A 24444-nucleotide genomic window follows, 5' to 3' on the forward strand; every position below is an offset into this window, starting at 1 on the left:
CGGTCGCGGTCCTCAAGCGTGCCGGCGCGGGGCGGATCACCGCCGTGGACGTCCATGCCAAGCCGTTGGAGATCGCCGCCGCGGTCGGCGCGGACCAAATCCTGCAGGCCGGGGACGCGGACGCGATCGCCGCGATGCAGGCCGATGTGGTGATTGAGTCCTCGGGCAGCCACCACGGCCTGGCCTCAGCCATCAGCGGCGCGGCCCGGGGCGGGACGGTGGTTATGGTCGGGCTGCTGCCCACCGGACCGCAGCCGGTCCTGATCTCCCTGGCCATCACCCGGGAACTGGACCTGCGCGGCTCGTTCCGGTTCAACAACGAGATCGACGAGGTGATCACCGCCCTCGCCGACGGCACCCTGCACATCAGCCCCGTCATCACCCACGAATACCCCCTCAGCCAAGGACTCGAGGCCTTCGAAACCGCCAAAAACTCCGCCGCATCAGGAAAAGTACTCCTCAACTTCCAACCCGAATAGCGCGGTCCGCTGCCTACCCGATCAGTAGGCTCAACGCTTCGGTGAGGTGTTCCACTTCGCGCACTGAGAAGCCTGGCGGCACGGGGCCGGGCCCGTTGTGGCTGGCCGGGACCACCGCGTGGGTGAAACCCAAACGGTGTGCTTCCTGGATGCGCTGGTTGATGCCGGGCACGGGCCGGACCTCGCCGGCCAGGCCTACCTCGCCGAACGCGATCAGCCGGATGGGCAGGGGTTTGCGGGCCTTCGCGGACGCGACGGCCAGGGCAACGGCGAGGTCAGTGGCCGGTTCGCTGAGCTTCACGCCGCCTACGGTGGCCACGTAGGAGTCGTCCTTGTGCAGCAGGCATCCTGCACGCTGCTGCAGGACCGCCAGGAGCATGGACACCCGTGAACTGTCCAGGCCGCTGGTGGCCCGGCGCGGCTGCGAGTTTGCGCTCTCGGCAAGCAGCGACTGCACCTCGGCCAGCAAAGGCCGCCGCCCTTCCATGGTCACGGTGATGCACGTGCCGGAAACGGGTTCCTTGGTACGGCTGACGAAGAGCCCGCTGGGGTCCGTGAGCCCTTCGATGCCGTTTTCGTTCAGGTCAAAGCAGCCGACGTCGTCCGTGGGCCCATACCGGTTCTTCACCGCGCGCAGCATCCGGAGCCGGGAGTGACGCTCGCCTTCGAACTGGCACACCACGTCCACGAGGTGCTCGAGCAGCCGCGGTCCCGCGATGGACCCGTCCTTCGTCACGTGCCCCACCAGCAAAGTGGTCATGTTCCGGCGCTTGGCAGCCGCGATGATGGACGCCGCCACCTCACGCACCTGCGAGACGCCGCCGGCACTGCCGTCCACGTCAGCGCTGCTGAGCGTCTGGACCGAGTCCACAATCAGCAGCCGCGGCTCGATCTTCTCCACCTGCCCCAGCGCCTGCCCCAGGTCTGTTTCGGCGGACAGGTACAGGGAATCGGCGACGGCGTCGATCCGCTCGGCGCGCAGCTTCACTTGCGCGGCGGATTCCTCGCCGGTGACGTACAGGACATCCTGGGCGGTGCGGGCGAACTTGGCCGCGACGTCCAGCAGCAGTGTGGACTTGCCCACGCCAGGTTCCCCAGCAAGCAGGATGACCGCACCCGGGACCAGGCCACCGCCCAGCACCCGGTCCAGCTCGTCCACGCCGGTATGCAGGAAAGCCGCCGTGGTGGCATCCACCTCGGCAATCCGGCGGGCTGGCTCCAGAACTGTGGTGGCCGCCGTCGTACGCGCTACGGCGGCACCGGTTTCCTCAACTGTGCCCCACGCCTGGCACTCGCCGCAGCGCCCCACCCACTTGACCGTGGTCCAGCCGCATTCGGCGCACTTGTATGCCGGCGCCTTGGACGCGCGGGAAGTCTTTGTTGCCATGGGTTCCACCCTACTGGCGGGGGCAGACATTCCTCTGGTGCCGTGTTCGCTCAACCGGGCCGCTCAACCACCGGGCCGCTCACCACCGGGAGACCGGCTATAGCCCCGGCAGGACGTCCCGCGCTTCGATCGGATCCATCCCGGTGGCCTCCAGAAGGTCCACCATCAGTGGCCGGAACAGCATCACCACAGTCTCGCCCTCAAGCCGCTGGACTTCCAGCAGCCTGGGGTGCAGCCGCAGCGCAATCTCGCTGAAGTCCTGCCGGGCCGTCCGCAGATGGGCCCGCCGCGCGCCGTCGTGCGTTTCGGCGAGGCCCAGCGAGAGCTCATCAATCGCGGCCGCGGTATCCTCCAGCACCTCCGCGATGTTCTCGGTTGCCTCATCGGACAAGGCGGCGTGGTTGATGGCGCTGGTCAGCCGCCGTGCGAAGACGCGGCTGTTCCTGAGCGCAAGGTCGATGGAGTCCAGAGATTGCTTGAGCCGGTCCAACTCGTCGCGGTGCCGGCGGTGGGCCGGCGCGAGCGTGGCCACCTCGCCGGAAGCGCGCAGGGAATGGCGCATCGCGTCCACCAGCGGCTGGCAGTTCCGGCCGCGGATCAGGGCGTGCCACGCCTGCGTGGAGTCGCTGTCGCTCAGGGCGGCAGCGCATTCCCGTAGCACTTCGGCCAGTTCGTGCAGCAGCTTCCGTACATCCTTGCGGGGCTCCCGGCGCGGATCCTTCGGAATCAGGATGGTCACCAGAAGCGCGAACACCCCGCCAACAATGGCGTCAATGCTGCGGGTGAACGGCCCGCCGTCGGGCGCCGGCAGCAGCACCACCAGCAAGGATTGCAGCCCCAGTTGCGTGGTGAAGATGTTGCCGCTGTCCAGGAAGCGGGCCAGCAGGATGGAGAACAGAAGTACGACGGCGGCCTGCCAGATTCCGCTGCCCAGCCAGTGCAGCAGCAGGTCACCCACCGCGATCCCGATGGTGCAGCCGAGGCCTACCTCCATCACCCGGCGCAGCCGCGGGTCGCGCGAGAAGCCCAGGGCGATCAGTGACGATGTGGCCGCAAAGAGCGGGCCGGAGTGCCCTAGGACAAACTCGGCGAAGGCGTAGGCCCCCACCGCGCACGCGGTCATCTGGATAGCGGGGACAAGCGAGTTCCGGCTCCGGACCAGGCCGGTGCGGATGCGTCCGCGCAGGAAACGCCTGCTTGCTGAGAGTCCTGCTGCTGCGGCCATGTTCTCCAGTCTATTTGCCACCCGGGTACCCAAGACCGAAAGTGTGACGCGCGCAATGGTGACGCTGCATTTGTTGGCTAATGTCCAACCGTCGTTAACCTTTCGTTCACTCTCGGCCGCCAATCCCGTTACCTGCGTTCCATATCTTCATTGAAGGTACACAACGTACGCATCGCGCTGCAGGGCGTCTCCGGTCCTGCAGCTGCTGAATATCCCTGGAAGGGGTACATCTAGTGAAGGCACTCCGTTTCGGCCGCCATGCGGCCATTGCTGTAATCGCAGCCGGCGCACTCGCGCTCACCGCCTGCGGTTCAGATAACGCCACGGGCAACACGCCTGCGGGCAACCAGACTTCTGCCGGCCCCAAGGTCACCGGCACGCTGACCGGCATCGGAGCATCCTCCACCGGCGCAGCCATGGACGCCTGGAAGGCCGGCTTCGCCACCGCCAACCCCGGCGCCACCGTACAGTACTCCCCGGACGGTTCCGGCGCAGGCCGCAAGGCAATCATCGACGGCTCGGCCCAGTTTGCCGGCTCCGATGCGTACCTCAAGGATGAAGAGCTGGCCAGCTCCAAGGCCAAGTGCGGCCCCGAAGGTGCCATCAACATCCCGGTCTACATCTCCCCGATCGCTGTCGCGTTCAACCTCCCCGGCATCACTGAGCTGAAGCTTGACGCCGCCACCGTGGCCAAGATCTTCCGTGGCCAGGTGGCCACCTGGAACGACCCCGCAATCGCCGCCCTGAACCCGGGCGTCACCCTGCCGGACCTGAAGGTCACCCCGGTGAACCGCTCTGACGATTCCGGTACCACCACCAACTTCACCGAGTACCTGGCCGCTGCTGCTGCCGAGGTCTGGACCGACAAGGCTGCCGGCATCTGGCCCGCAACCCTGCAGGGCGAGAACGCCAAGGGCACCTCCGGTGTTGTCAAGACCGTCACCGACACCCCGGGCGCCGTGACCTACGCGGATGACTCCGCGGTGGGCGGCAAGCTGGGCACCGCCTCCATCAAGGTGGGCGAGGAGTTCGTCAAGATCTCCGCCGACGCCGCTGCTAAGGCTGTTGAAGCCGGCAAGCCCGTCGAAGGCCGCTCCGCCACCGACGTCGCCATCAAGCTTGACCGCAAGACCACCGCCAAGGGCGCCTACCCGGTGGTCCTGGTTTCCTACCACGTTGTCTGCACCACTTACGACAAGCAGGAAACCGTTGACCTCGTCAAGGCCTTCGAAAGCTACGTAGTTTCCGACGCCGGCCAGAAGACGGCTGCTGACTCCGCGAAGTCCGCGCCGCTCTCCTCGGCCCTCGCCGAGAAGGCCGTCAAGGCCATCGCATCCATCAAGGTCAAGTCCTAGTACCTGCCCCCGAACCAAGTTCCCCGCCACGCCGACAGGCGGGGCGGGGAACTTGGCTTTGTACGCTCGATTTAGGCACCGCCCACAACCGAAGGGTCTGGAATGACCGCCACCCCCCTGAATAGTTCCCAGGGCGCAGGCCGCGCCGGGGATAAGATCTTTTCCGGCGCCGCCCTGACCGCCGGGTGCCTCATCCTCGCTGTCCTGTTCGGCGTGGCCCTGTTCCTTGTTGTCCAGGCTATTCCGGCGCTCACTGCCCCGGCTGCCGAGATCCAGGGCGGCAAAGGCTTCTTTGCCTACATCTGGCCGATCGTTATTGGCACCCTTATTGCCGCCGCCATCGCCCTCGTGATCGCAACACCCGTCGCCATCGGCGTTGCCCTGTTCATCTCGCACTTCGCGCCGCGCGGCCTCGCCTCCGGCCTCGGCTACGTGGTGGACCTCCTGGCCGCCATCCCGTCAGTGGTTTACGGCGCCTGGGGCGCGGCATTCCTCGCCAAGGAAATATCCCCGGCCTACAACTGGCTGGCCGCCAACATGGGCTGGCTGCCCATCTTCCAGGGCCCCGCCTCTGCTACCGGCAAAACCATCCTGACCGCGGGCATTGTGCTCTCGGTGATGGTCCTGCCGATCATCACGTCACTGAGCCGTGAAATCTTCCTGCAGACCCCCAAGCTCCATGAGGAAGCCGCCCTGGCCCTCGGCGCCACGCGCTGGGAAATGATCAAAATGTCGGTCCTGCCGTTCGCCCGCCCCGGCATCATCAGCGCCGTCATGCTGGGCTTGGGCCGCGCGCTGGGCGAGACCATGGCCGTTGCTCTGGTCCTCTCCTCCGGCGCCCTGACCGCCAGCCTCATCACCTCCGGCAACCAGACCATCGCCGCGGAGATCGCCCTGAACTTCCCGGAAGCCAGCGGCCTCAAGGTCAGCACGCTGATCGCCGCCGGCCTGGTCCTTTTTGTGATCACCCTGGGAGTCAACATGATCGCCCGCTGGATCATCACCCGGCACAAAGAATTCTCGGGAGCAAACTAAATGTCCTCCACTCTCACCCCCGTGCGCAGTAAGCGTTCAGCCCTGACCAAGGGCCAGTTGCCCCCTTTTGCGCCGTACGTTGTCCTGGCACTCGCGCTCATCGTGGGCGCAGCGATCCTGGCTCTGATCGGGTTCAACGCCTTCGGCTGGGGCATCGTCTCGGCCATCCTCTTCGCCGCCGGCCTGGTGGGCTGGAGCGCCGTGGTGGAAGGCTCCCGCAAGGCCAAGGACAAGCTGGCCACCTGCCTGGTGGTGGGCTCGTTCCTCGTTGCACTGCTCCCGCTGATCTCCGTGATCTGGACGGTGCTGGTCAACGGAGTTCCCGGCCTGATCGCCCCGGGTTTCCTCACCAGCTCCATGAACGGTGTCACGGGCGTCTACGACAATAGGGCCGCCGAAGAGGGCGCCCCAGTCATCGGTGGCATCTACCACGCATTGTTGGGCACCATTCAGATCACGCTGGTTGCCACCGTGATCTCCGTGCCCGTAGGCCTGCTGACCGCCATTTACCTGGTGGAGTACGGCAACGACGGCCGCCTGGCCCGCGCCATCACGTTCTTTGTGGACGTAATGACCGGCATCCCGTCCATCGTGGCCGGCCTGTTCGCCGCAGCGTTCTTCTTCGCCGTGGTAGGGCCCGGCACCAAAACGGGTGCCGTCGCCGCCGTCGCGCTTTCCGTCCTGATGATCCCCGTCGTGGTGCGTTCCAGCGAGGAAATGCTCAAGATCGTCCCCAACGAACTGCGCGAAGCGGCGTACGCGCTTGGGGTGCGCAAGTGGCGCACCATCCTTAAGGTGGTTATCCCGACGGCGATCTCCGGCATCGCGTCCGGCGTCACCCTGGCGATCGCCCGCGTGATCGGTGAGACTGCGCCCATCCTGGTCACCGCCGGGTTTGCCACCAGCATCAACAACAACGTGTTCGGCGGCTGGATGGCCTCGCTACCCACATTCATCTACACCCAGATCCTCAACCCCACCTCGCCGGCCAACCCGGACCCGTCCTCGCAGCGGGCCTGGGGCGCCGCCCTGGTGCTGATCATCCTGGTGATGGTGCTCAACCTTGGTGCCCGGCTCATCGCCCGGGCCTTTGCCCCCAAGACCGGCCGTTGAAAATATTCCAGCAGGCCATTCCGGTCCGCGCGGCCAAACCCTAGACTTCAATCCGTACCCCAGCAAGTGAAGGAACACCATGTCTAAGCGCATCGACGTCAAAGACCTGAACGTGTACTACGGCGATTTTCTGGCCGTGGAGGATGTCAGCATCGCTATCGAGGCCAAGTCCGTGACGGCCTTCATCGGTCCCTCGGGCTGTGGCAAATCCACGTTCCTGCGCACCCTGAACCGCATGCACGAGGTCCTGCCCGGCGCCCGCGTTGAAGGCGAAGTCCTGATGGACGGCGACAACCTCTACGGCCCCGGCGTGGACCCGGTGACGGTCCGTTCGCAGATCGGCATGGTCTTCCAGCGGCCCAACCCGTTCCCCACCATGTCCATCCGGGACAACGTGCTGGCCGGCGTGAAGCTGAACAACAAGAAGATCTCCAAGGGCGAGGCAGACGTCCTGGTCGAAAGGTCCCTCCAGGGCGCCAACCTCTGGAACGAGGTCAAGGACCGCCTGGAGAAGCCCGGATCCGGCCTGTCCGGCGGCCAGCAGCAGCGCCTGTGCATCGCCCGTGCCATTGCCGTGGAACCGCAGGTGATCCTGATGGACGAGCCGTGCTCGGCCCTGGACCCCATCTCCACACTGGCCATCGAGGACCTCATCAACGACCTCAAGGACCAGTACACCGTGGTGATCGTGACCCACAACATGCAGCAGGCCGCCCGCGTCTCGGAAAAGACGGCGTTCTTCAACATCGCGGGTACGGGCAAGCCGGGCAAGCTGATCGAATACGGAAACACCCAGTCCATCTTCAACAACCCCACCGTGAAGGCCACCGAAGACTACGTCTCCGGCCGCTTCGGGTAGGCCCCACCGCCTCCCTAACCTCGCAAGCTCGGCCAGGGAACCCTGGCGGCGTGGGCCCACCCAGCCGCTCCCCAGGCTCGCAAGCTCGCCCGGGGACCCCTGCGGCTGTGGGCCCACCGGACCACACACGCATCGGTTGCTCCGGCAGCGCCCTTGGACAGCTCAGAAGGGCGGGGTGGGGACAATCGATGCGGCGTTTAAGCCAAGTAGGTGGCGTTCAGGGTGTCAGCGGTGACAGCGCCAGGGCCAGCACGAAGGCCCCGGCCGCGGCTGCCGCTGGCGTGAGGACCCACAGCGCCAGGATGTGCATGACCAGCTTCCGGTTGGTGACTGAGAAATGCTGGTTCTCGCCGGCCCCCAGCACGGCCGCAGTCACAGTGTGGGTGGTGGACAGGGGCCAATGCAGTGCGATCGCCCCCAAGAACAGCATCACGCCGCTGAACGTCTGGGCCACGGAGCCCCGCAGCGGGTCCACCCTGGTGATCTTGTAGCCGATGGTGTGGGAAATCCGCCAGCCGCCAAAGAGTGTTCCGGCCGTGATCATCACGGCGGAAACCAGCGCCACCCACAGGGGGATGCTGTCGCCGTCGGAATAGCCCGCCGCGAGGAGGGCAAGCAGAAGTACGGCGCCCACCCGCTGGCCGTCCTGCAGGCCGTGGCCGAACGCCACAGCTCCGGCCGCGATGGCCTGGCTGCGGCGGAAGCGCTGGTTGACGACGCTGGGCTGGGCGTAGCGCGCCGCCCAGGTCACCGGGAAAACCAGCAGGTAGGAGCCAATGTAAGCGACGGCGGGCGAGAGCAGCAGGGGCAGGAGAACCTGGACCAGCAGGGACTGATTTACGCCGCCTACTCCCACTCCGCCCACAGCGAGGCTGGCGAGCCCTGCCCCGGCCAGCCCGCCCACCAGGGCGTGCGTGGAGGAAGCCGGGATGCCTCGCCACCACATAACCAGGCCCCAAGCGCACGCACTGGCCAGGGCTGCCACCAGGATGCTGAGGCCCCTCACACCGGCGGGCAGATGGATCCAGGTGTGGCTGATCGCAACCATCGCGGTAGCGCTGATCAACGCGCCCACGAAGTTGAAAAGGGCGGCCAGCAGAACAGCGACGCTGGGCGTGAGAGCCCTGGTGCGGACAGCCAGCGCCACGGACGTGGAGACGTCCCTGAAACCGTTGAGGAAGGCAAACGCTGCGGTCAACAAGACCACAGCGCCGAAAATCACTGCTATCACGTCAGGATTCCTTGACGATGATGCTGCCTACCTGGGTAGCGATGCGGCGCATGTCCTTGGTGACTTCGACCAGCTGGTTGGCGACGTCCCGGTTACGGGAATACTGCGCCCACTTCATGTCCCGGATCATGTCCGCTACCCAGACCCGGTGGGTCCGTTCGGCGCGTTTTGCGAGCCTGAGGATCTCAATCCAGTAGTCCTCGAGGTCGTCGAGGTTGTTGAGCCGGCGCATGGCGTCGACGGTGAGTTCGGCCTGTCGGCTGATGATCTCGAGCTGGTCTGCCGCCCGCCGCGGCAGGCGGTCCAGCTGGTAGAAGGACACAAGTTCCGCGGCGCCGTCCAGCTTCTCGAGGGCCTCGTTCAGGTAGCGGGACAGTGAGTACATGTCTTCGCGGGGGAGCGGGTTCACAAAGCTCGTGCGCATGTGGGTGAGGAGGGCAAAGTGCAGTTCGGCAGATGCGGCCTCGTGGTTATGCATGTCTTCCACAAGCTTGGCGTGCTCGGACGCCGGGACGCCCAGGATCTCTGCCATGGTGGCGCTGGCATTAACAATTTGCTGGGCCATCTGGGACAGCAGGGTCAGCCCTGCGGGCTCCTGGGGGAAAAGGCGCAGCTTCACGTTGGGATACCGGTCTCCGGGGGTGTACTGGGGTCGGGGGCCGCCCACTTGTGACTTGACGCAGGCCAGCAGCTGTGTAGATTCTACCGGCCCGCGCCCGCAGCCTGTAAAGAGGCATAAAAGATGGTGCCGAACCGGATACGCCTCTCGGCGGTAGGCCGCTCTAGGCGGCTAATTGTTGAAGCCCGGGGGTTTCGCGGCTCGACACCAGTTTCAGTGTTCTACGTTGCTTGGTCCAAGTCAACATTGACAGATCGGCGCTAGTGGTTCAGTCGAGCTCGCCCAGGCGCCAGGCATTTGCCGCGTGTTCAAGGTCCTCAGCGGTCTTTACGAGCTGGTGCGAGTTGCGCGTGAGCTTGCTGGCATGGGCCTCGTTGCCGATCTCGGCACCGTCGGCGATGGTCGCCTGGCCAAGCGCCACCACGCGGCAGAACGCGGCGGAACGTTCCAGCGCGACGTCGAACTCGCCGTCGAACGCTCCGGAGAGAATGGCGTCAGCCATGGCCCGCATCTCCTCGGCTCCCGGCGGTTCGGCGGCACCGGCCACCACATGGGAAACCTGCGCGGTGTCCTTGCCCGCGCGGAAGTACACGGAGATCCGCTCCGGGTCCTGGACGGTGGCGGCACGCAGTGCGTACAGCCGCCAGAGGGCGCCGGGCAGCGAACGCGCCGGGCTTTCGGCCCACATCTCCGCGATGGCTTCCAGGCCCTGTTCGTCCGTCAGCTTGACCAGCCGTTCGGTGATGACTGGGTCGTCGCTGTCGCGTCCGTGGCGCACCAACGCCTGGGCGGCGAGGTGTGCGGCCTCGGAGACGCGCGCAGGATCGGGGCCGCCGGCGAACGGCTCAAAGTCGATGGGGGCGAACGGCTTGGGCTTGTGATGCCGGTTGGCTCCGCCGTAGTGACTGGGTCCTGCTTGTTCGCTCATGCCCCCACGCTACTCCTGTGCCGCGCGGGAAATCGAGTGCTGTTCTTAGCCGGGATACGCCGTGCCAGCGCCCGTGGCGCTGCGCGGAACCCGGAACGTACGACGGCGGCGCGCGGCTGCGTGCGAAACCAGCCCCGTGTGTGGGGTAAAGTATTTTACGTCCAGAAATGGACTGGGCTGATCGGTCTTTTGACCGGTCGGCTGGGGCCTTTAGCTCAGTTGGTAGAGCATCGGACTTTTAATCCGTGGGTCGTGGGTTCGATCCCCACAGGGCCCACCCACGCAGAAGACCAGAGACACCTCGTCTCTGGTCTTCTTTCGTAAACTGGCAGCCTAATGTTCGAAATGAGTGACCGGCGCACCGCCCGGCAGGTTCGCCAGGATGCCCTCGGCTACCCTGCGGAGTTTGATGTTCCGGTGGCTGGATGCCTTGGAGATGATGGCAATCGCGTCGTTGTAGGAGCACCTGTTCTGCGCCATGATGACGCCGCAGGCAATATCGATGGACGTCCGGCTTTCCAAGGCTGACTGCAGGTCTGACGCCCTGGTGCTGGCCGAATGCAGCTCGAGGGCCAGCCTGAGGCCGCGGGACGCGAGGTCAGTGAAGCTGCGGGCCTCGGCGATCATGGGCAGCGGGAACGCCTGGGAGCTGGCCGCGAAGAAGGCGAGGGCAGCCCCGGTGCCCTCATCCAGGGAAAGCCGAAGACCCAGGACGCTGGCGAAGCCCGCGTCCTGCAGGTACGGCCTGTAGCGTGCCCAGCGGAAGTCGGAGGCCACGTGGTTCATGGCCGCGGTACCCGTGCCGGTGAGGGCCTCGGTCAGGGGGCCTTCGCCAACCTCCGTTTCCAGCCGGGCCAAAGCTGCGGTCTGCGTGCCGGTTCCGGCGGTGGACCTGGCGCGTTTGACCCGGTTCAGGACCAGCGCACATTCGATGGGGACACCCGCGAGCCGGCTCAGGGCGGCCGCCGCGAGGTGGACCAGGGTCTCCAGGGAGCCGGAAAGGTCCGCCGAGCCGGTGACCAGATCGGGGATCAGCCCGTCAGTACCGAGCATTCCGATGGTGATCGCTTTCGCAGCCGATTCCGTGCCCGGGTGATCGCCCGGTGCCGGGTTGGATCTGCGGTCCGGGATTGTTGCCGGCCCCGGATGGGGAACTCCATGCTGGATGGCGTGTTGCGTCGGATGAGCGGGCGCCGGACGCCTGCCCGCCGTCGTGTGCGCCTGGGCAGCTTCGGAATGGGACTTCATGTCCGTCTCGCCATGGTCCGCCGGGATCCAGCTGGTGGCGTGCTGTGGATGTGAACACCGGAGATCGGAGGGCCGGCGACGGCTGGGGGAGAGGCCTTGGTCTCGAAGACCTCCTCGTCGCCGGCCCCGCTTACTTCCCGTACCCCTTGGGACGGGAAAGCGCGGTTGCCAGGTGGTGTATTCATCCTTCTCACAACCCCCTAGTGAGACATCCAATCCAGTGCGATGTGTGAGTCTTTGCTCCTAGTAGACGGTAGTTCGGACGTGGCCCCCTGCGACCGCGTAATCGGTACTTGTTTTTCAGATTAGGTAGTACTTGGTTTTTGGCCGAACTTAATAAATCCGCGGACGGTAATTATCCCTAGCCGCGGGAGGTGGAAAGATGAGGGCCATGGAACTGCATATCACCGGGGATCCGGCTGCCGACCAACTGCTGACAGATGACGCGTTTGCGCTGCTGACAGGCATGCTGCTGGACCAGCAAGTGACCATGGAATCCGCTTTTGCGGGGCCGGAGAAGATCCGGGCCCGGATCGGGTCCATCGAACCGGCCGCGGTGGCCGCGTATGAACCCCAGGCCTTCGTCGAGGTGTTCAAGGAACGGCCCGCGGTGCACCGGTTCCCCGGCTCGATGGCGGGGCGCGTCCAGGCGCTCGCCGAGAGCGTTCAGCACGACTGGGACGGCGACGCGACGCTGATCTGGACCAAAGGCGATCCAGACGGCCCGGAGGTGCTGCGGCGTCTGCAGGCACTGCCGGGATTCGGGGAGCAGAAGGCAAAAATCTTCCTTGCGCTCCTGGGGAAGCAGCGCGGGCTGAGCGCCCCCGGCTGGCGCGAGGCCGCCGGCCATTACGGCCAGGAGGATGCCTTCCTTTCGGTTGCGGACATCGTGAGTCCTGAATCGCTCGCCAAGGTGCGGGCCAGCAAGCAGGCAGCAAAGGCGGCGGCCAAGGCTGCCAAGGGCTGACCGCGCATGGCAGTGACCATGAACGATGTGGCGCGCGCCGCCGGAGTGTCGTTGAAGACCGTGTCGAACGTGCTCAACGACTACGAGTTCATCCGGCCGGCCACCAGGCAACGGGTGCAGGACGCCATCGCTGAACTGGGCTACAAGGCGAACCTGACGGCCCGCAGCCTGCGCTCCGGGAAGACCCGCATGCTGGGCCTGCTGCTGTCCGACCTCGCCGCACCGTACTACGCGGAACTGGCATCGCGGGTGATGACGGCGGCGGAGCGGCGCGGCTACCGGGTGCTGGTGGAACAATCCGGCGCCCTGGAGGCCAACGAAATCGGTGCCCTGCAAGGTCCGCTTCGGCAACTGACGGACGGCCTGCTGTTCACACCCTTGGTCATGGGGGCCGACTCCGTCGCCTCCCTCCGAGGCACCAAGCCGGTGGTGCTGCTCGGGGAGCACATCCTGGATCCCCGGCTGGATCTGGTCACCATGAGGAACCACGACGCCGCCCACGCCCTTACCGCCCACCTGCTGGCGGCGGGCCGCCGTCGTATCGCCGTGCTCGGCGCCCAGCCTGGGGAGTCTGCGGGCTCTGCCGGACTGCGGCTAAACGGTTACCGGAGCGCACTGGAGGACGCCGGCGTCCCGTTTGACCAGGCCCTAGTGGCACCCGGTGAATGGCGCCGCGACGGGGGAGCAGCCGCCGTCGCCGGCCTCCTGGAGCGCGGAGATCAGTTCGATGCCGTCTTCGGCCTGAACGACGCCCTCGCCTTGGGCGCCATGCATGAACTGCTCGTCCGTGGCGTAAAAGTGCCCCAGGATGTTGCGGTGGTGGGCTTCGACGACATCGAGGAGGCGCGGTTCGCCTCGCCGGCGCTCACCACTGTCTCGCCCGGCATGGACGAGATTGCGGACCGGTCCGTCGGGTTGCTGATTGACCGGGTTGAGGGGCTGGAAGCCAGAGAGGACGGCATCCATGCGGAGGCGGGCTTTGTCCTGAAAATCCGGGATTCTGCGCCCTGAGGGTTGCCGCCGGACATCGCCTCCTTTAGACGCCGACGGCGGCAGCCGCCGTCGTTCCTTCGCGCATCTCCGCGTCCGGTAGGCCAGTCTCCGGCAGGTCCGCCATCAGCTCGGCGGCCGTGGGAGGGTTCGCGCCTGGCCGGCGGACGGTGATGGCGGCTGCCTTCGACGCCATGCGCCCGATAGTGGTCAGGACGTCCTGTCCCAGGCCCTCGGTGCGGCGCGACAGCAGGCCGTAGATCAGGGCCGCCATGTACGAATCACCCGCGCCGATGGTGTCCGCCACCGTGGACCGGATGGCGGGGATGAAAAGCTGGGTGGCGGGTGTAGCCAACAATGAACCTTCTCCGCCGCGGGTGACCACTGCCAGTCCGGCGCCCAGCCGCAGGATCCGTTCGGCGGCGTGGTCAAGGGTGACTCCCGGGTACAGCCAGGCGGCGTCCTCATCGCTGAGCTTGACCACGTCCGTCAGCGGAACCAGGTCCTCGAAAATCCGTACGGCCTCTGCCTGGCTGCCCAGCAAGGCCGGCCTGATGTTCGGATCGTAGGTGACCAGGCATTCGCGGTGCGACTGTTCCAGCAGTGCGCGCACCGCCGTCGCGCCCGGTGCCAGGAACGTGGCGATGGATCCGGTGTGGAGAACTTTGGGCAGGTGGGCAGGGGCCACTGCCTGCAGTTCCCAGCTGATGTCGAAATCGTATGTGGCGGAGCCGTCCGCGGCGAGGGTTGCCGTGGCGGACGCGGTCCGCGCCGCGGACTTTGAACCCGGCAGGAGTTCGACGCCGGCACGCCGCAGGTGCGCCTCGATCGCCTCGCCGCGGGCATCTGCGCCCAGCGACGTCAGCAGGGCGGTGGCTACGCCGAGGCGTCCCAGGCCGTAGGCCACGTTCATCGGCGAGCCGCCCGGATGCTCGATGGGGCCGCTGGCTGAGGCGACAACGTCAACGAGGGCTTCGCCGATGACGACCACGTCGACGGCGGACGCCGGGGCAGGGGAGGGAGTCGCCGACAGGGGGCTGGGGGAGGTGCTGGGCACGGGGGAGCCTTTCATAGGGCCGTCCACGGGCCTGGTGCAGGCCCGTGGACGGAGGTGGGGAGTGAATCGGGTGGTGCAGGGTCGTGCGGTGCGGTCAGGCCGTGGCGGCACCGGTCATGATCGCCACTGCGTCGGTCATGTTGTGGGACTGCGGGGTGATTGTTGCCGCGCACTTGCCCAGGCGCTGGATGTGGATCCGGTCCGCCACGTCGAACACATGGGGCATGTTGTGGCTGATCAGGATGACGGGCAGTCCCCGGTCCCGGAGGTCCCTGACCAACTGCAGGACCTGGTTGGATTCCCGGACGCCGAGCGCCGCCGTCGGCTCATCCAGCACCACTACCTTGGAGCCGAAGGCGGCGGCGCGGGCCACCGCCACTGCCTGGCGCTGGCCGCCGGAAAGGTTTTCCACCGGGACGGTGACGTCCTGCAGGGTGGAGATACCCAGCCGGGTCAGTTCCTCCTTTGCCTTGCGGCGCATGCCTTTGGTGTCCAGGACCCGGAAGATGCTGCCGAGCGGTCCGGCCAGGCGTTCTTCCCGGCCCAGGAAGAGGTTGGAGGCAACATCGAGCGCGGGCGAAACCGCCAGGTTCTGGTAGACGGTTTCGATGCCGTGGACCCTGGCGTCCTGAGGTCGCTTGAAGTGTACCGGCTGTCCTGAGACAAAGAGTTCGCCGGAGTCCGGTACTTCTGCCCCGGTGAGGCACTTGATCAGGGTGGATTTGCCGGCGCCGTTGTCGCCGATGATTGCCAGGACTTCACCCGGGTACAGGTCCAGGCTGACGCCGTCCAGGCCCACGACGCGACCGAAAGTCTTAACCAGGTTCCGGGCTTGCAGGATGGGTTGGCGGAGTTCCGTGCCTGCGGATTCCAGCTGCGACGCGGTCATGACTTCACCTTTCGGATCCACTGGTCGATGGACACAGCGAGGATGATGAGGACGCCCACGGCGAGGGTCTGGTAGAGCACGTCCAGGCCGGCGAGGGAGAGTCCGTTGCGGAAGACACCGACGATGAGGGCACCCAGGAGGGTTCCCCAGACCGAACCGCGCCCGCCGAAGAGGCTGGTTCCGCCGATCACGACGGCGGTGATGGAGTCCAGGTTCAGCTCGACGCCGGCGTTGGGGCTGGCGGCGTTGGTGCGGCCGATCTGGATCCAGGCGCCGATGGCCAGGACTGCGCCGGCGGCGAGGTAGACGCTCATGAGGACTTTGTTCACCGCGATGCCGGCCAGGCGGGCGGCTTCCTTGTCATCGCCTACGGCGTAGACGTGCCGGCCCCAGGCGGTTTTGCCGAGGATGAACGCGATGGCGATGTAGAGCAGGAGCATCACGACGACGCCGGTGGAGATCCTGACCGGGCCCACCGGGAAGGTGGTACCTGTCCAGGTCAGCAGGTCCGGCATGGCCGAGCCGCGCACTGTCGCTCCGTTCGAGTAGAGGAGCGTCAGTGCGATGAAGATGTTCAGCGTGCCCAGGGTGACGATGAACGGTGGGAGCCGGAACCTGGTGACCAGGAATCCGTTGAGGGCTCCGGCGGCGAGTCCGACGACGAGGCCCGCGAGCAGCGCGAGAGGTGCGGGCAGTCCGTTGTCGACGGCGACCTGGGCCACCACCATGGAGGAGAGGATCATGACCGCTCCGACGGAAAGGTCGATGCCTGCCGTGAGGATGATGAGGGTCTGGGCGATGGCCAGGGTGCCGACGACGGAGACCTGCTGGGTAATCAGGGAGAGGTTTTCAACCCGCAGGAACCTGTCATTGAGGAGGCCGAAGACGACCACCGCGATGAGAAGGACGAGGGCGGGGCTGGCGGCAGGGTAACGGTGGAGGATATTGCGTATCCGGCTAAGCGGTGTCTGGCGGTCAAGGAATTCCTCCGCCAGGTCGGCATGCCCGGCGCTGGGCGGGCCGGCGGTCTGTTGCTGGGTCACGATTGATCCCGATCTTTGGTGATGGCTGCTAGGGCGGAGCTAGCTCGGTGGATGGAGTGCGGGAAGACCGAAAGCGGGCTCCGGTCTCCCCGCGTGACGCTGGGTGGCTACTTCTTGCCCCAGCAGATGTTGCTGGCTTCAGTCGTGGTGATGCTCTTGACGCCATCTGCGGGCTTGTCCGTGACCAGCTCAACGCCGGTGTTGAAGAAGTCCAGGCCCGCGGTGTTGGCAGGCTTCTTGCCGGTCTTGGCCAGTTCGACAATGGCCTTGACACCCATTTCGGCCATCTTCACGGGGTACTGCTGGGCGGTGGCGCCGATGACGCCGGACTTGACGTTGCCCACGCCGGCGCAGCCGCCGTCGACCGAGACGATCAGGACGTCCTTCTCCTTGCCGGCGGACTTCAGGGCCTCGAAGGCGCCTGCTGCCGCGGGCTCGTTGATGGTGTACACAACGTTGATGTTGGGGTTCTTGGACAGCAGGGTCTCCATGCCGGTACGGCCGCCGTCCTCGGCGCCCTGGGAGGCCTGGCTGCCGACGATTTCGTACTCGCCGCCCTTGCCGCCGGTGTACTTGCCGGTCTTGGCTTCGTCACCGTTCTTTTTCTTGTCGGCGGTGTCGATGCCGAGTCCGGTCAGGAAGCCCTGGTCGCGGTTGTAGTCAACGGAGACAACCTTGTCGTCAAACAGGTCCAGCAGGGCGATGGTGGCCTTCTTGCCGCCAAGCTGCGCGGCGGTCCACTTGCCGATCAGCTCCCCGGCGGCAAAGTTGTCGGTGGCGAAGGTGATGTCCGCGGCGTCGGCGGGGTCCGGCGGGGTATCGAGGGCGATCACAAAGAGCCCGGCGTCCTTGGCCTTCTTCAGGGCATCCACCACGGAGGGGCCGTTGGGGGTGATCAGGATGCCCTTGTCGCCCTTGGAGATGGCGTTCTCGATGGCCTGGATCTGGGTGTCCTCGTCGCCATCTGCCTTGCCGGCGGCGAGCTTCAGGTCAACGCCGTCTGCCTCCGCTGCCTTCTTGGCGCCTTCCTGCATGGAGACGAAGAAGGGGTTAGTGGTGGTTTTGACGATCAGGGAGACGCCGACCTTTTCGTCAGCGGTGCCTCCGCTGGCCCCGGGTGCGCTGGAATTGCCGCCACAGGCGGTGAGGCTGAGGGTACCGAGAGTCAGGACTGCGCCGATGGCCAGCAGGCGGTGTGAAAGCTTGGGTGTGGCTTTGGAACTCAACATTGAATCTCCTACGTTCGTGGCACATCCTGTGCCTGACAACGATGTCAGAAGCTATGTAATCAACGTCACAGGGTAGAGTCAAGACAAATTCGATGATGAAGGGCGAGTTAATGACAACGATGTCGAATCGTTACCAGGCGGACTCCGCCAAGAACCGGCCCACCATGCGCCATGTCGCCGCGCTGGCCGGGGTGGGCATCAAAACCGTCTCCAGGGTGATGAACGATGAAGTGGGCGTTTCAGAGGCCACCCGGCAACGGGTGCTCGGGGCGTCGCAGCAGCTCAACTACCAGCTGGATATGGCGGCGGGCAGCCTGCGCCGCACGGGCCGTCAGACGCTTTCCATCGGGCTTCTGCTCCCCAGCGTGGCCAACCCCTTCAGCAGTGAGATCCACCGGGCCATGGAAGACGCCCTGGCGGCACGCGGGATAGCCGTTTTCGCAGCCAGCCTGGACGATGACCCCGAGCGGGAAAAGGCGCTCGTGTCCGCGTTCCTCGGCCGGCGCGTGGACGGCCTGGTCCTGACCCCCATTGCCAGAAGCCAGGCGTACGCCATCCCGGAACATTCCCGGGACCTGCCCATGGTGTTCATTGACCGCGAACCCGTGGGCATAGAGGCCGACTCCGTGGTGACGGACAACGCCGTCGGCGCGGCTCGGGCGGCCGCCCATCTCATGGCGCATGGCCACACGAAGCTTGCCTATCTGGGCGACCGCCCCGACATCCAGACCGCCCGGGAACGGCGTCGCGGATTCATTGAGGAACTGGGCCGGGCAGGGCAGGCGACGGCCGACGTGCCGGTGCGGGAAGGACTCCACAACGAGGAATCAGCCCGGCTGGCCGCCCTGGAGATCCTCACGGCCGAGAATCCGCCCACGGCGATCTTCTCCAGCCAGAACCTCATCACGTTCGGCGTCATGCGCGCGCTGAAGGAACTTGGCGCCAGCCGCCGTGTGGCGCTGGTGGGCTTTGACGACTTCACCCTAGCGGACATGATGGAGCCCGGCATCACCGTCATCGCCCAGCACCCGGAGCGGATCGGGAAGCTCGCCGCGGAACGGCTGCTGGCCCGGATCGACGGCGACAGCGGTGCGCCGCAGACCTACGTTGTCCCCTCCGAGCTCATCCAGCGCGGTTCCGGGGAGCTCCCGCCGCCCGCGGGCTGAGCCCAGATCCAATCCACAGCAGACCCAACCACCAGCAGATCCAAACAATCCAGAGGGGACAACCATGACCAAAACGCTCTACGCCGAATTCACCGTCAAGCCCGGCAGCGAAGACCGGGTGGCAGAGATGATGCGCCAACTGACCGACGAGGTAAGGCGTGAACCGGGGAACCAGCTCTTCCTGCCCTACACCCGGGAAACGAACCCCCGTGAGTACTTCGTGTTCGAGGTCTACGCGGACGACGCCGCCTTTCAGGAGCACATCAGCGCAGACTACGGTGCCCGATTCAACGGCGAGCTCGCGGATCTGATCGAAGAGGACGGCTCAGTGTTGACCTGGCTCCAGCCGGTTCACTGACCGCCCACCCCGCAGACGCCAAATCCCGGGCTTGTCCGCGATTCCGCCCTCAGGGCACGGATCCGCGGACAAGCCCGGGACGGATTAGCCTACTTCTGGCGGTCCTTCACCGGTTTGGTCAATGTGCTGAACATTGACTGGGCCAGTGGCGTGACTGTGATCGACTTCAGCTGCGCCGTGCCGCCGTCGGCGAAGAGCGCAACCTGGTTAGCTCCCGCTGCAGGGAACACCTGGTCTGTGATGGTCCGCTGCCCGCCCTGGGTGAAGACCTCCACTGAGGACCTGTCGAGGTACACCCGGAGGGTCACGGTGCCGTCCGCGTCCAGGGTGACGGGCGCAGAGTCCACCGACGTGAACAGCGGGTGGAAGCCGGTGTCTCCCGAGTTCTGCCGGTCCACATACACCTCGCCGGTGGTCCGGTCGTACCCGATCTCGGTGGCGGTGCCACCGTTCCCCAGCACTGTGATTCCGGCCCGTGAAGCCGTGCCCGGCGCGAGCGTCACATCAACCCGCTGGGTCTGGCCCCAGGCCGCCACGGGCAGCGCGGTGCTCCCCGGGGCAATGTCCCGGGCGCGCTTCTCGGCGTAGCTCGGCTTTGTGGCAAGGTTGTCCACCTGCTTGACGGCCTTCTGGGTGAGGCGCGGTCCGGCCGGAGTCTGCGTCAGTGAGACTTCCCGGGGCAGTGACATGGCGCTGCGCCACGGCGAGGTGGGGATGGCCTGGGCGTAGTCCCAGTTGTTCATCCAGCCCAGCATGATGCGTTTGTCCTGCGGCATGTTGGCGAAGGAGACGGCGGCGTAATAGTCGCGGCCGTAGTCCAGCCAGTCGTAGGTCTGGATCCGCGGTGTGGCCGCCTGCTCCGAAGCTACGAACTCATCCGCCAGGATGTGGCCCCAACCGAAACGGTTGTTGTCCACCACCTTGATGCTGGCCTGCCGGCCCTTGAATTCGGCAACATTCCAGGACGCCCAGTCCAAGACCTCACTGTTGGCGCCGGTGGCGGTCCGGACCACCTGGCCGTCCACCACCAGGTTCACGGTGGTCTCGTCGGACCGCGGCACTGAGGCCTGGTCGGTGAGCATCACGTGGTCCAGTGTCAGGTGGCCCCAGCCGCCTGTGGCCTGGTCCACGATCCGCAGTTGCGCCTGCTGCCCGGCAAACTCGGCAACGTCCCAGCCCTTCCAGTTCAGGGCGCCGGCGTCATCACCGGCCAGGCTGCGGACCACGTTGCCGTTCACCAGCAGCTGGACCTCCAGTTGCTGGCCTGAGCCGGCCGCCCGGTGTCCGCCGCCCACCAGCATGCTCATGAAGTCCCGGGAGAGCGTGAACGACGGCGACGTCATGGTTCCCTGCCTGTCGTCGGCCGGTGCACCGCCAGTGTCAAACGTATTGATCCGCTTGGCGCCGATGAAGAAGTCACCGCCGGACGTGGCGGGCTGGAAGGACGGTGCCAGATCGCCGGTACCGGTCCAGCCGGCGTCGGCCATTGACGTTCCGTCAGGAACCTCGAACCCGCTGAACAGGAGGTCGCCGGCCGGCGGGGTGTTGTCCAGCTTGTCCGAGACGCGGGGGTGCTGGCCGCCGCCCACCAGGAAATTAAGGTAGTCGCTGGTGACGGTGAACTGCGGTGATTCCGCGGTGCCCACGGGCCAGTCGCCGTCGTTGAAGGAGTTGATCAGACCGGCCCCGGCAAAGCCGCTCACCGTGTTTTGCCCGGGTAGCGGTCCGGTGGCCGGAGCATCTCCGAACGGGCCGTTCTTCCAGTTTCCTGGTTCGTTGGCCACAGCCCAGCCCTCGTAGGTGCCGTTGTTGAAACCGGCGAGCGGGGTTCCGGCGGGGAGGGTATCGCTTGCTTTGGTTGTCTCGGACGTGAAGGTGGTGCCGTCGAAGTCGCCAACAAAGTACTGACCGGCCGATCCGCCCGCGACGCCGCCGGGGTTGATGTTGACCACCATGACCCACTTGATGTTCGCGGGGTCGCCGTCAACGGCCAGCGGGAAGAGGTCCGGGCATTCCCAGAGCCCTCCGGTGGCGTTGGCCGGCCCGAATTCGCTCAGGAGCGTCCAGTCCTTGAGGTTCCCGGATTTGTACAGCAGGACCTTGTGGTCTGCGGCCTCAACGGCGGACATCACCCAGTAGCCGCCGCCATCCGGGGTGCTGTACCAAAAGACCTTGGGGTCGCGGAAGTTTGCCGAGTTCCGGTTCAGCACCGGGTTGGCATCGTACTTGGTCCACGTCTGGCCGTCGTCCAGGCTGTACGCCAGCGACTGGGCCTGCAGTCCCTGATGGGGCGAACCGGGCTTGTACGCGCTGGTGTAGACGGCAACCAGCGGCGGGTTTTCTACGGTTCCGAACCCTGAGGTGTTGTCCTTGTCCACCACCACGCTGCCGGAGAAGATGTCCTGCTGGTCATCGGTGGCGATGGCCAGCGGCTGCTCCGTCCAGTGCGTCAGGTCCTTGGAGGTGGCGTGCCCCCAGGACATGTTGCCCCACGTGTTTCCTGAGGGGTTGTGCTGGTAATACAGGTGGTAGATGCCCTTGTGGAAGACCATTCCGTTGGGGTCGTTCATCCAGTTCTGCTTCGGCGAGTAGTGGAAGGCCGGCCGGTGCTGTTCCCCGCCGAGGGGCGTTCCGGAACCGGCGTCAGCATCGGAAACCGTTCGTGAGGAGGCCGGCGTGGTTGCCTGTGCCGCGCCCCAGGCCGGGACCGACCCGGCGAGTGTTGCGGCGAGGCTGAGGCCTGCCAGGGTGAGTGCCGAACACGTAATGACCGTTCGGGATTTGTTGATTTGCATGGATAGGGGTTGCCCTTCATCGCGCGTGCCTAGTGGATAGACAACGTTGTCAGTGACAGGAACGGTAGGGGATGTCCACAAGACAAGTCAACGGTTTGAAGCGGTCGTGGACCGACGGTGAAGCGGACCGGGGCGGCCCCTGCAATAATCGGAACCAACGTGTGTCCGGGGCGCAGCGAAGCCCCGGCGTGCACAGCAGCAATTTAAGTTCGGGCCCAACACACCAGGCGAGGCGGACATTCCATGAAGGCTCCAGACCAGCAGCAAGCTCAAATTTTCGGAACACCGGTACCTCCGGGCGACGCTAATGCGGCCGGTCATGGGCGCGTGGACCAGCACCTTCTCCAGCGCCTCGCCGACGCTCACGGCGTTGGTACGTCGTTCCACGGCTGGGACGGGCTGCCGCACAGCGTCGCCGCGGAGACACTGATCAAGGTCCTGGCAGCACTCGGCGTCCCGGCCCACACCAACCAGCTGATCGAAACCGCCCTGGTCGAGGCGGAAGTGGCGCCGTGGCGGCGGATGCTGCCTCCCGCCGTCGTGGTTCAGCAGGGCGAAGCCGCGGTGGTTCCCGTCCACGTCCGGGACGGGGCCACGGCACGCCTGCACGTGGAGCTTGAAACGGGCGCGGGCGGTCCCGTGGAGGCAGTCCAGCAGGATGTCTGGGTGGCACCCCAGGACGTGGATGGCGTGGCCACCGGCCGGGCTACCTTCGCCGTACCGGAGGGGCTGCCGCTGGGCTGGCACACGCTGCGGGCAGAGTCCGACGGCGTCACAGCCGAGGGCACGCTGGTGGTGGTTCCGGCGCGGCTCACCACCGCCGATTCCCTGGCGGAGCGTCGCGGCTGGGGCCTGGCCACCCAGCTCTACTCCGTGCGGTCCAAGCGGTCCTGGGGGATCGGCGACTTCGCCGACCTCGCGGACCTGGCCACGCTCAGCGGCGCCCGCGGAGCAGACTATGTCCTGGTCAACCCGCTGCACGCCGCCGAACCCGTGCCGCCGGTCCAGCCCTCGCCGTACTCGCCGTCCACGCGGCGTTTCTTCAACCCGCTGTACATCCGGGTGGAGGCCATCCCGGAAATCGCCTACCTGAAGCCGCGCAAGCGCGCAACGGTGGACAGGCTGCAGGAGCAGGTCCAGGCCCTGAACAAGGACGGCGAACGGCTGGACCGCAACGCCGTGTATGCAGCCAAGCTCCAGGCCCTGGAACTGCTGTATCACGCCCGGCGCTCGCCGGCACGGCAGGCAGCGTTCGACGAATTCTGCCGGATCTCCGGCTCCGGGCTGGATGACTTCGCCCTGTGGTCCGCCATCCGGGAAGACCTGGCACCGGATCATCCGCTCTGGACCGATCCCGACTGCGCTCTGGGATCCTCTGAAGCGGAGTCGCTGCGCGGGAAGCTTGCGGACAGGATCGGGTTCCACCGCTGGCTGCAGTGGATCTGCGACGAACAGCTTGAGAACGCGCAGCAGGCGGCGCGCCGGGCCGGGATGCGGCTGGGTGTGGTGCACGATCTCGCCGTGGGCGTTGACCTCAGCAGCGCCGACGCCTGGACCCTCCGTGACGTCCTGGCGCCCGGGATCAGCGTGGGGGCGCCGCCGGACATGTACAACCAGCTGGGCCAGGACTGGAACCAGCCGCCGTGGCATCCCACCCGCCTCGCTGAGGCCGGCTACGCACCGTTCCGCAACATGCTCTCCACCGTGCTCCGGCACGCCGGCGGCATCCGGGTGGACCACGTGCTGGGCCTGTTCCGCCTCTGGTGGGTGCCGGCCGGCAACTCCCCGCGCGACGGCGCCTATGTCACGTACCACCACGAGGCCCTGATCGGCATCCTGGCGCTGGAGGCGCAGCGCGCCGGTGCCGTGGTGATCGGCGAGGACCTGGGAACCTTCGAACCATGGGTGCGCGACTACCTCGCTGCCCGCGGCATCCTGGGCACCTCCATCCTCTGGTTCGAGAACGACGGCGATTCACCCCTCCCGCCGGAACGGTACCGGGTGCAGGCCCTCGCCAGCGTCAACACCCACGACCTGCCGCCCACCGCCGGCTACCTGGCGGGAGACCACGTGGCCCTCCGCAGCAGGCTGGGCCTGCTGGAACGTTCTGAGGCGGAGGAACGTGCGGAGCACACGGCCACGCTCGAAAAGATGATGGGGCTGCTGCGGGAACGCGGATTGCTGCCTGGGGACGGAGGCGACGGCAGCGAGGAGCCCACCATAGAGGCGCTGCACCGCCTGCTGGCCCAGACGCCGTCGGTCCTTCTCGGAGTGGCGCTGGTGGACGCCGTGGGGGAGCGGCGGGTGCAGAACCAGCCCGGCACCACCGAGGCGCTGTACCCGAACTGGCAGGTCCCGCTCGGCGGTCCGGACGGCAGCCCGGTTCTCATCGACGACCTTCCGGCCAATCCGCGGTTCAACGCCTTGTTGGGAGCCGTCGCGGAGGCGCTGCACTCTTAAGCAACGCGGGG

The 24444-nt window shown here is 66.3% G+C and carries 21 protein-coding genes and 1 tRNA gene; 11 read left to right on the forward strand and 11 right to left on the reverse strand.

Annotated features, from left to right (window positions below):
• Positions 1-479: zinc-binding dehydrogenase (locus ACZY1F_RS12025; RefSeq protein WP_463941909.1), on the forward strand; the 479-nt coding region annotated here is incomplete at its 5' end.
• A 13-nt stretch (positions 480-492) separates the two neighbouring features.
• Here ACZY1F_RS12025 and radA read toward each other — a convergent pair.
• Both radA and ACZY1F_RS12035 read right to left on the reverse strand, forming a co-directional pair.
• Entirely contained in the window at positions 493-1866 is a 1374-nt protein-coding gene (radA, locus tag ACZY1F_RS12030) for a DNA repair protein RadA (protein WP_463941910.1), read from the reverse strand.
• A 97-nt stretch (positions 1867-1963) separates the two neighbouring features.
• On the reverse strand, positions 1964-3091 hold the full coding sequence (locus ACZY1F_RS12035; RefSeq protein ID WP_463941911.1) for an FUSC family protein: 1128 nt from the start codon (positions 3089-3091) through the stop codon (positions 1964-1966).
• A 233-nt stretch (positions 3092-3324) separates the two neighbouring features.
• Between ACZY1F_RS12035 and pstS the strand changes: the two genes are divergently transcribed.
• The 4 genes from pstS (at position 3325) to pstB (ending at position 7453) form a co-directional block, all read left to right on the forward strand.
• Positions 3325-4446 (forward strand): phosphate ABC transporter substrate-binding protein PstS, encoded by a 1122-nt coding sequence (pstS, locus tag ACZY1F_RS12040; RefSeq protein WP_463941912.1) that lies wholly within the window; start codon positions 3325-3327, stop codon positions 4444-4446.
• 102 nt (positions 4447-4548) lie between these two features.
• Complete coding sequence (pstC, locus tag ACZY1F_RS12045) at positions 4549-5481, forward strand: phosphate ABC transporter permease subunit PstC (RefSeq protein ID WP_463941913.1); 933 nt, start codon at positions 4549-4551, stop codon at positions 5479-5481.
• Positions 5482-6594: a phosphate ABC transporter permease PstA gene (gene pstA, locus ACZY1F_RS12050; protein ID WP_463941914.1), complete on the forward strand. Its 1113-nt coding sequence runs from the start codon at positions 5482-5484 to the stop codon at positions 6592-6594.
• A 79-nt stretch (positions 6595-6673) separates the two neighbouring features.
• Positions 6674-7453, forward strand: a complete 780-nt coding sequence (pstB, locus tag ACZY1F_RS12055; RefSeq protein ID WP_463941915.1) for a phosphate ABC transporter ATP-binding protein PstB — start codon at positions 6674-6676, stop codon at positions 7451-7453.
• A gap of 217 nt (positions 7454-7670) precedes the next feature.
• Here the strand turns inward: pstB and ACZY1F_RS12060 are convergent, their stop codons facing one another.
• The 3 genes from ACZY1F_RS12060 to ACZY1F_RS12070 form a co-directional block, all read right to left on the reverse strand.
• A complete protein-coding gene (locus ACZY1F_RS12060; RefSeq protein ID WP_463941916.1) occupies positions 7671-8684 on the reverse strand; it encodes an inorganic phosphate transporter in 1014 nt (337 codons plus the stop codon).
• 1 nt (position 8685) lies between these two features.
• A complete protein-coding gene (locus tag ACZY1F_RS12065; protein WP_463918177.1) occupies positions 8686-9303 on the reverse strand; it encodes a nuclease PIN in 618 nt (205 codons plus the stop codon).
• A gap of 268 nt (positions 9304-9571) precedes the next feature.
• Entirely contained in the window at positions 9572-10231 is a 660-nt protein-coding gene (locus ACZY1F_RS12070; protein ID WP_463941917.1) for a hypothetical protein, read from the reverse strand.
• A 204-nt stretch (positions 10232-10435) separates the two neighbouring features.
• On the opposite strand from ACZY1F_RS12070, the gene ACZY1F_RS12075 reads away from it, so the two are divergent.
• Positions 10436-10508 (forward strand) — tRNA-Lys (locus ACZY1F_RS12075).
• Positions 10509-10564: 56 nt separating this feature from the next.
• Here the strand turns inward: ACZY1F_RS12075 and ACZY1F_RS12080 are convergent.
• Positions 10565-11479 carry an ANTAR domain-containing protein gene (locus ACZY1F_RS12080; protein ID WP_463941918.1) on the reverse strand — a complete coding sequence of 305 codons (915 nt, stop codon included), beginning with the start codon at positions 11477-11479 and terminating at the stop codon, positions 10565-10567.
• 382 nt (positions 11480-11861) lie between these two features.
• Between ACZY1F_RS12080 and ACZY1F_RS12085 the strand changes: the two genes are divergently transcribed.
• Together ACZY1F_RS12085 and ACZY1F_RS12090 are read left to right on the forward strand one after the other, a co-directional pair.
• Entirely contained in the window at positions 11862-12446 is a 585-nt protein-coding gene (locus ACZY1F_RS12085; protein WP_463918171.1) for an HhH-GPD-type base excision DNA repair protein, read from the forward strand.
• A 6-nt stretch (positions 12447-12452) separates the two neighbouring features.
• Positions 12453-13457 (forward strand): LacI family DNA-binding transcriptional regulator, encoded by a 1005-nt coding sequence (locus tag ACZY1F_RS12090; RefSeq protein ID WP_463941919.1) that lies wholly within the window; start codon positions 12453-12455, stop codon positions 13455-13457.
• A gap of 25 nt (positions 13458-13482) precedes the next feature.
• Here ACZY1F_RS12090 and ACZY1F_RS12095 read toward each other — a convergent pair whose 3' ends face one another.
• The 4 genes from ACZY1F_RS12095 to ACZY1F_RS12110 form a co-directional block, all read right to left on the reverse strand.
• The gene (locus ACZY1F_RS12095) at positions 13483-14469 is read right to left on the reverse strand and encodes a carbohydrate kinase family protein (protein ID WP_463942230.1); all 987 of its coding nucleotides are present in this window, start codon (positions 14467-14469) and stop codon (positions 13483-13485) included.
• 118 nt (positions 14470-14587) lie between these two features.
• Positions 14588-15382, reverse strand: coding sequence for an ATP-binding cassette domain-containing protein (locus ACZY1F_RS12100; protein WP_463941920.1), 795 nt, complete (start codon positions 15380-15382; stop codon positions 14588-14590).
• Positions 15379-16425: an ABC transporter permease gene (locus ACZY1F_RS12105; RefSeq protein WP_463941921.1), complete on the reverse strand. Its 1047-nt coding sequence runs from the start codon at positions 16423-16425 to the stop codon at positions 15379-15381. The genes ACZY1F_RS12100 and ACZY1F_RS12105 overlap by 4 nt, the downstream gene beginning before the upstream one ends.
• A gap of 107 nt (positions 16426-16532) precedes the next feature.
• On the reverse strand, positions 16533-17654 hold the full coding sequence (locus ACZY1F_RS12110) for a substrate-binding domain-containing protein (protein WP_463941922.1): 1122 nt from the start codon (positions 17652-17654) through the stop codon (positions 16533-16535).
• 164 nt (positions 17655-17818) lie between these two features.
• On the opposite strand from ACZY1F_RS12110, the gene ACZY1F_RS12115 reads away from it, so the two are divergent.
• Together ACZY1F_RS12115 and ACZY1F_RS12120 are read left to right on the forward strand one after the other, a co-directional pair.
• Positions 17819-18820, forward strand: a complete 1002-nt coding sequence (locus tag ACZY1F_RS12115) for a LacI family DNA-binding transcriptional regulator (protein WP_463942232.1) — start codon at positions 17819-17821, stop codon at positions 18818-18820.
• Between the two features lie 64 nt (positions 18821-18884).
• Complete coding sequence (locus tag ACZY1F_RS12120) at positions 18885-19178, forward strand: putative quinol monooxygenase (protein WP_463941923.1); 294 nt, start codon at positions 18885-18887, stop codon at positions 19176-19178.
• 89 nt (positions 19179-19267) lie between these two features.
• Here the strand turns inward: ACZY1F_RS12120 and ACZY1F_RS12125 are convergent, their stop codons facing one another.
• Positions 19268-21973, reverse strand: a complete 2706-nt coding sequence (locus tag ACZY1F_RS12125; protein ID WP_463941924.1) for a GH32 C-terminal domain-containing protein — start codon at positions 21971-21973, stop codon at positions 19268-19270.
• Between the two features lie 243 nt (positions 21974-22216).
• On the opposite strand from ACZY1F_RS12125, the gene malQ reads away from it, so the two are divergent.
• Complete coding sequence (gene malQ / locus ACZY1F_RS12130) at positions 22217-24433, forward strand: 4-alpha-glucanotransferase (protein ID WP_463941925.1); 2217 nt, start codon at positions 22217-22219, stop codon at positions 24431-24433.
• Positions 24434-24444 lie beyond the last annotated feature (11 nt).

Source organism: Pseudarthrobacter xylosi (assembly GCF_055412765.1).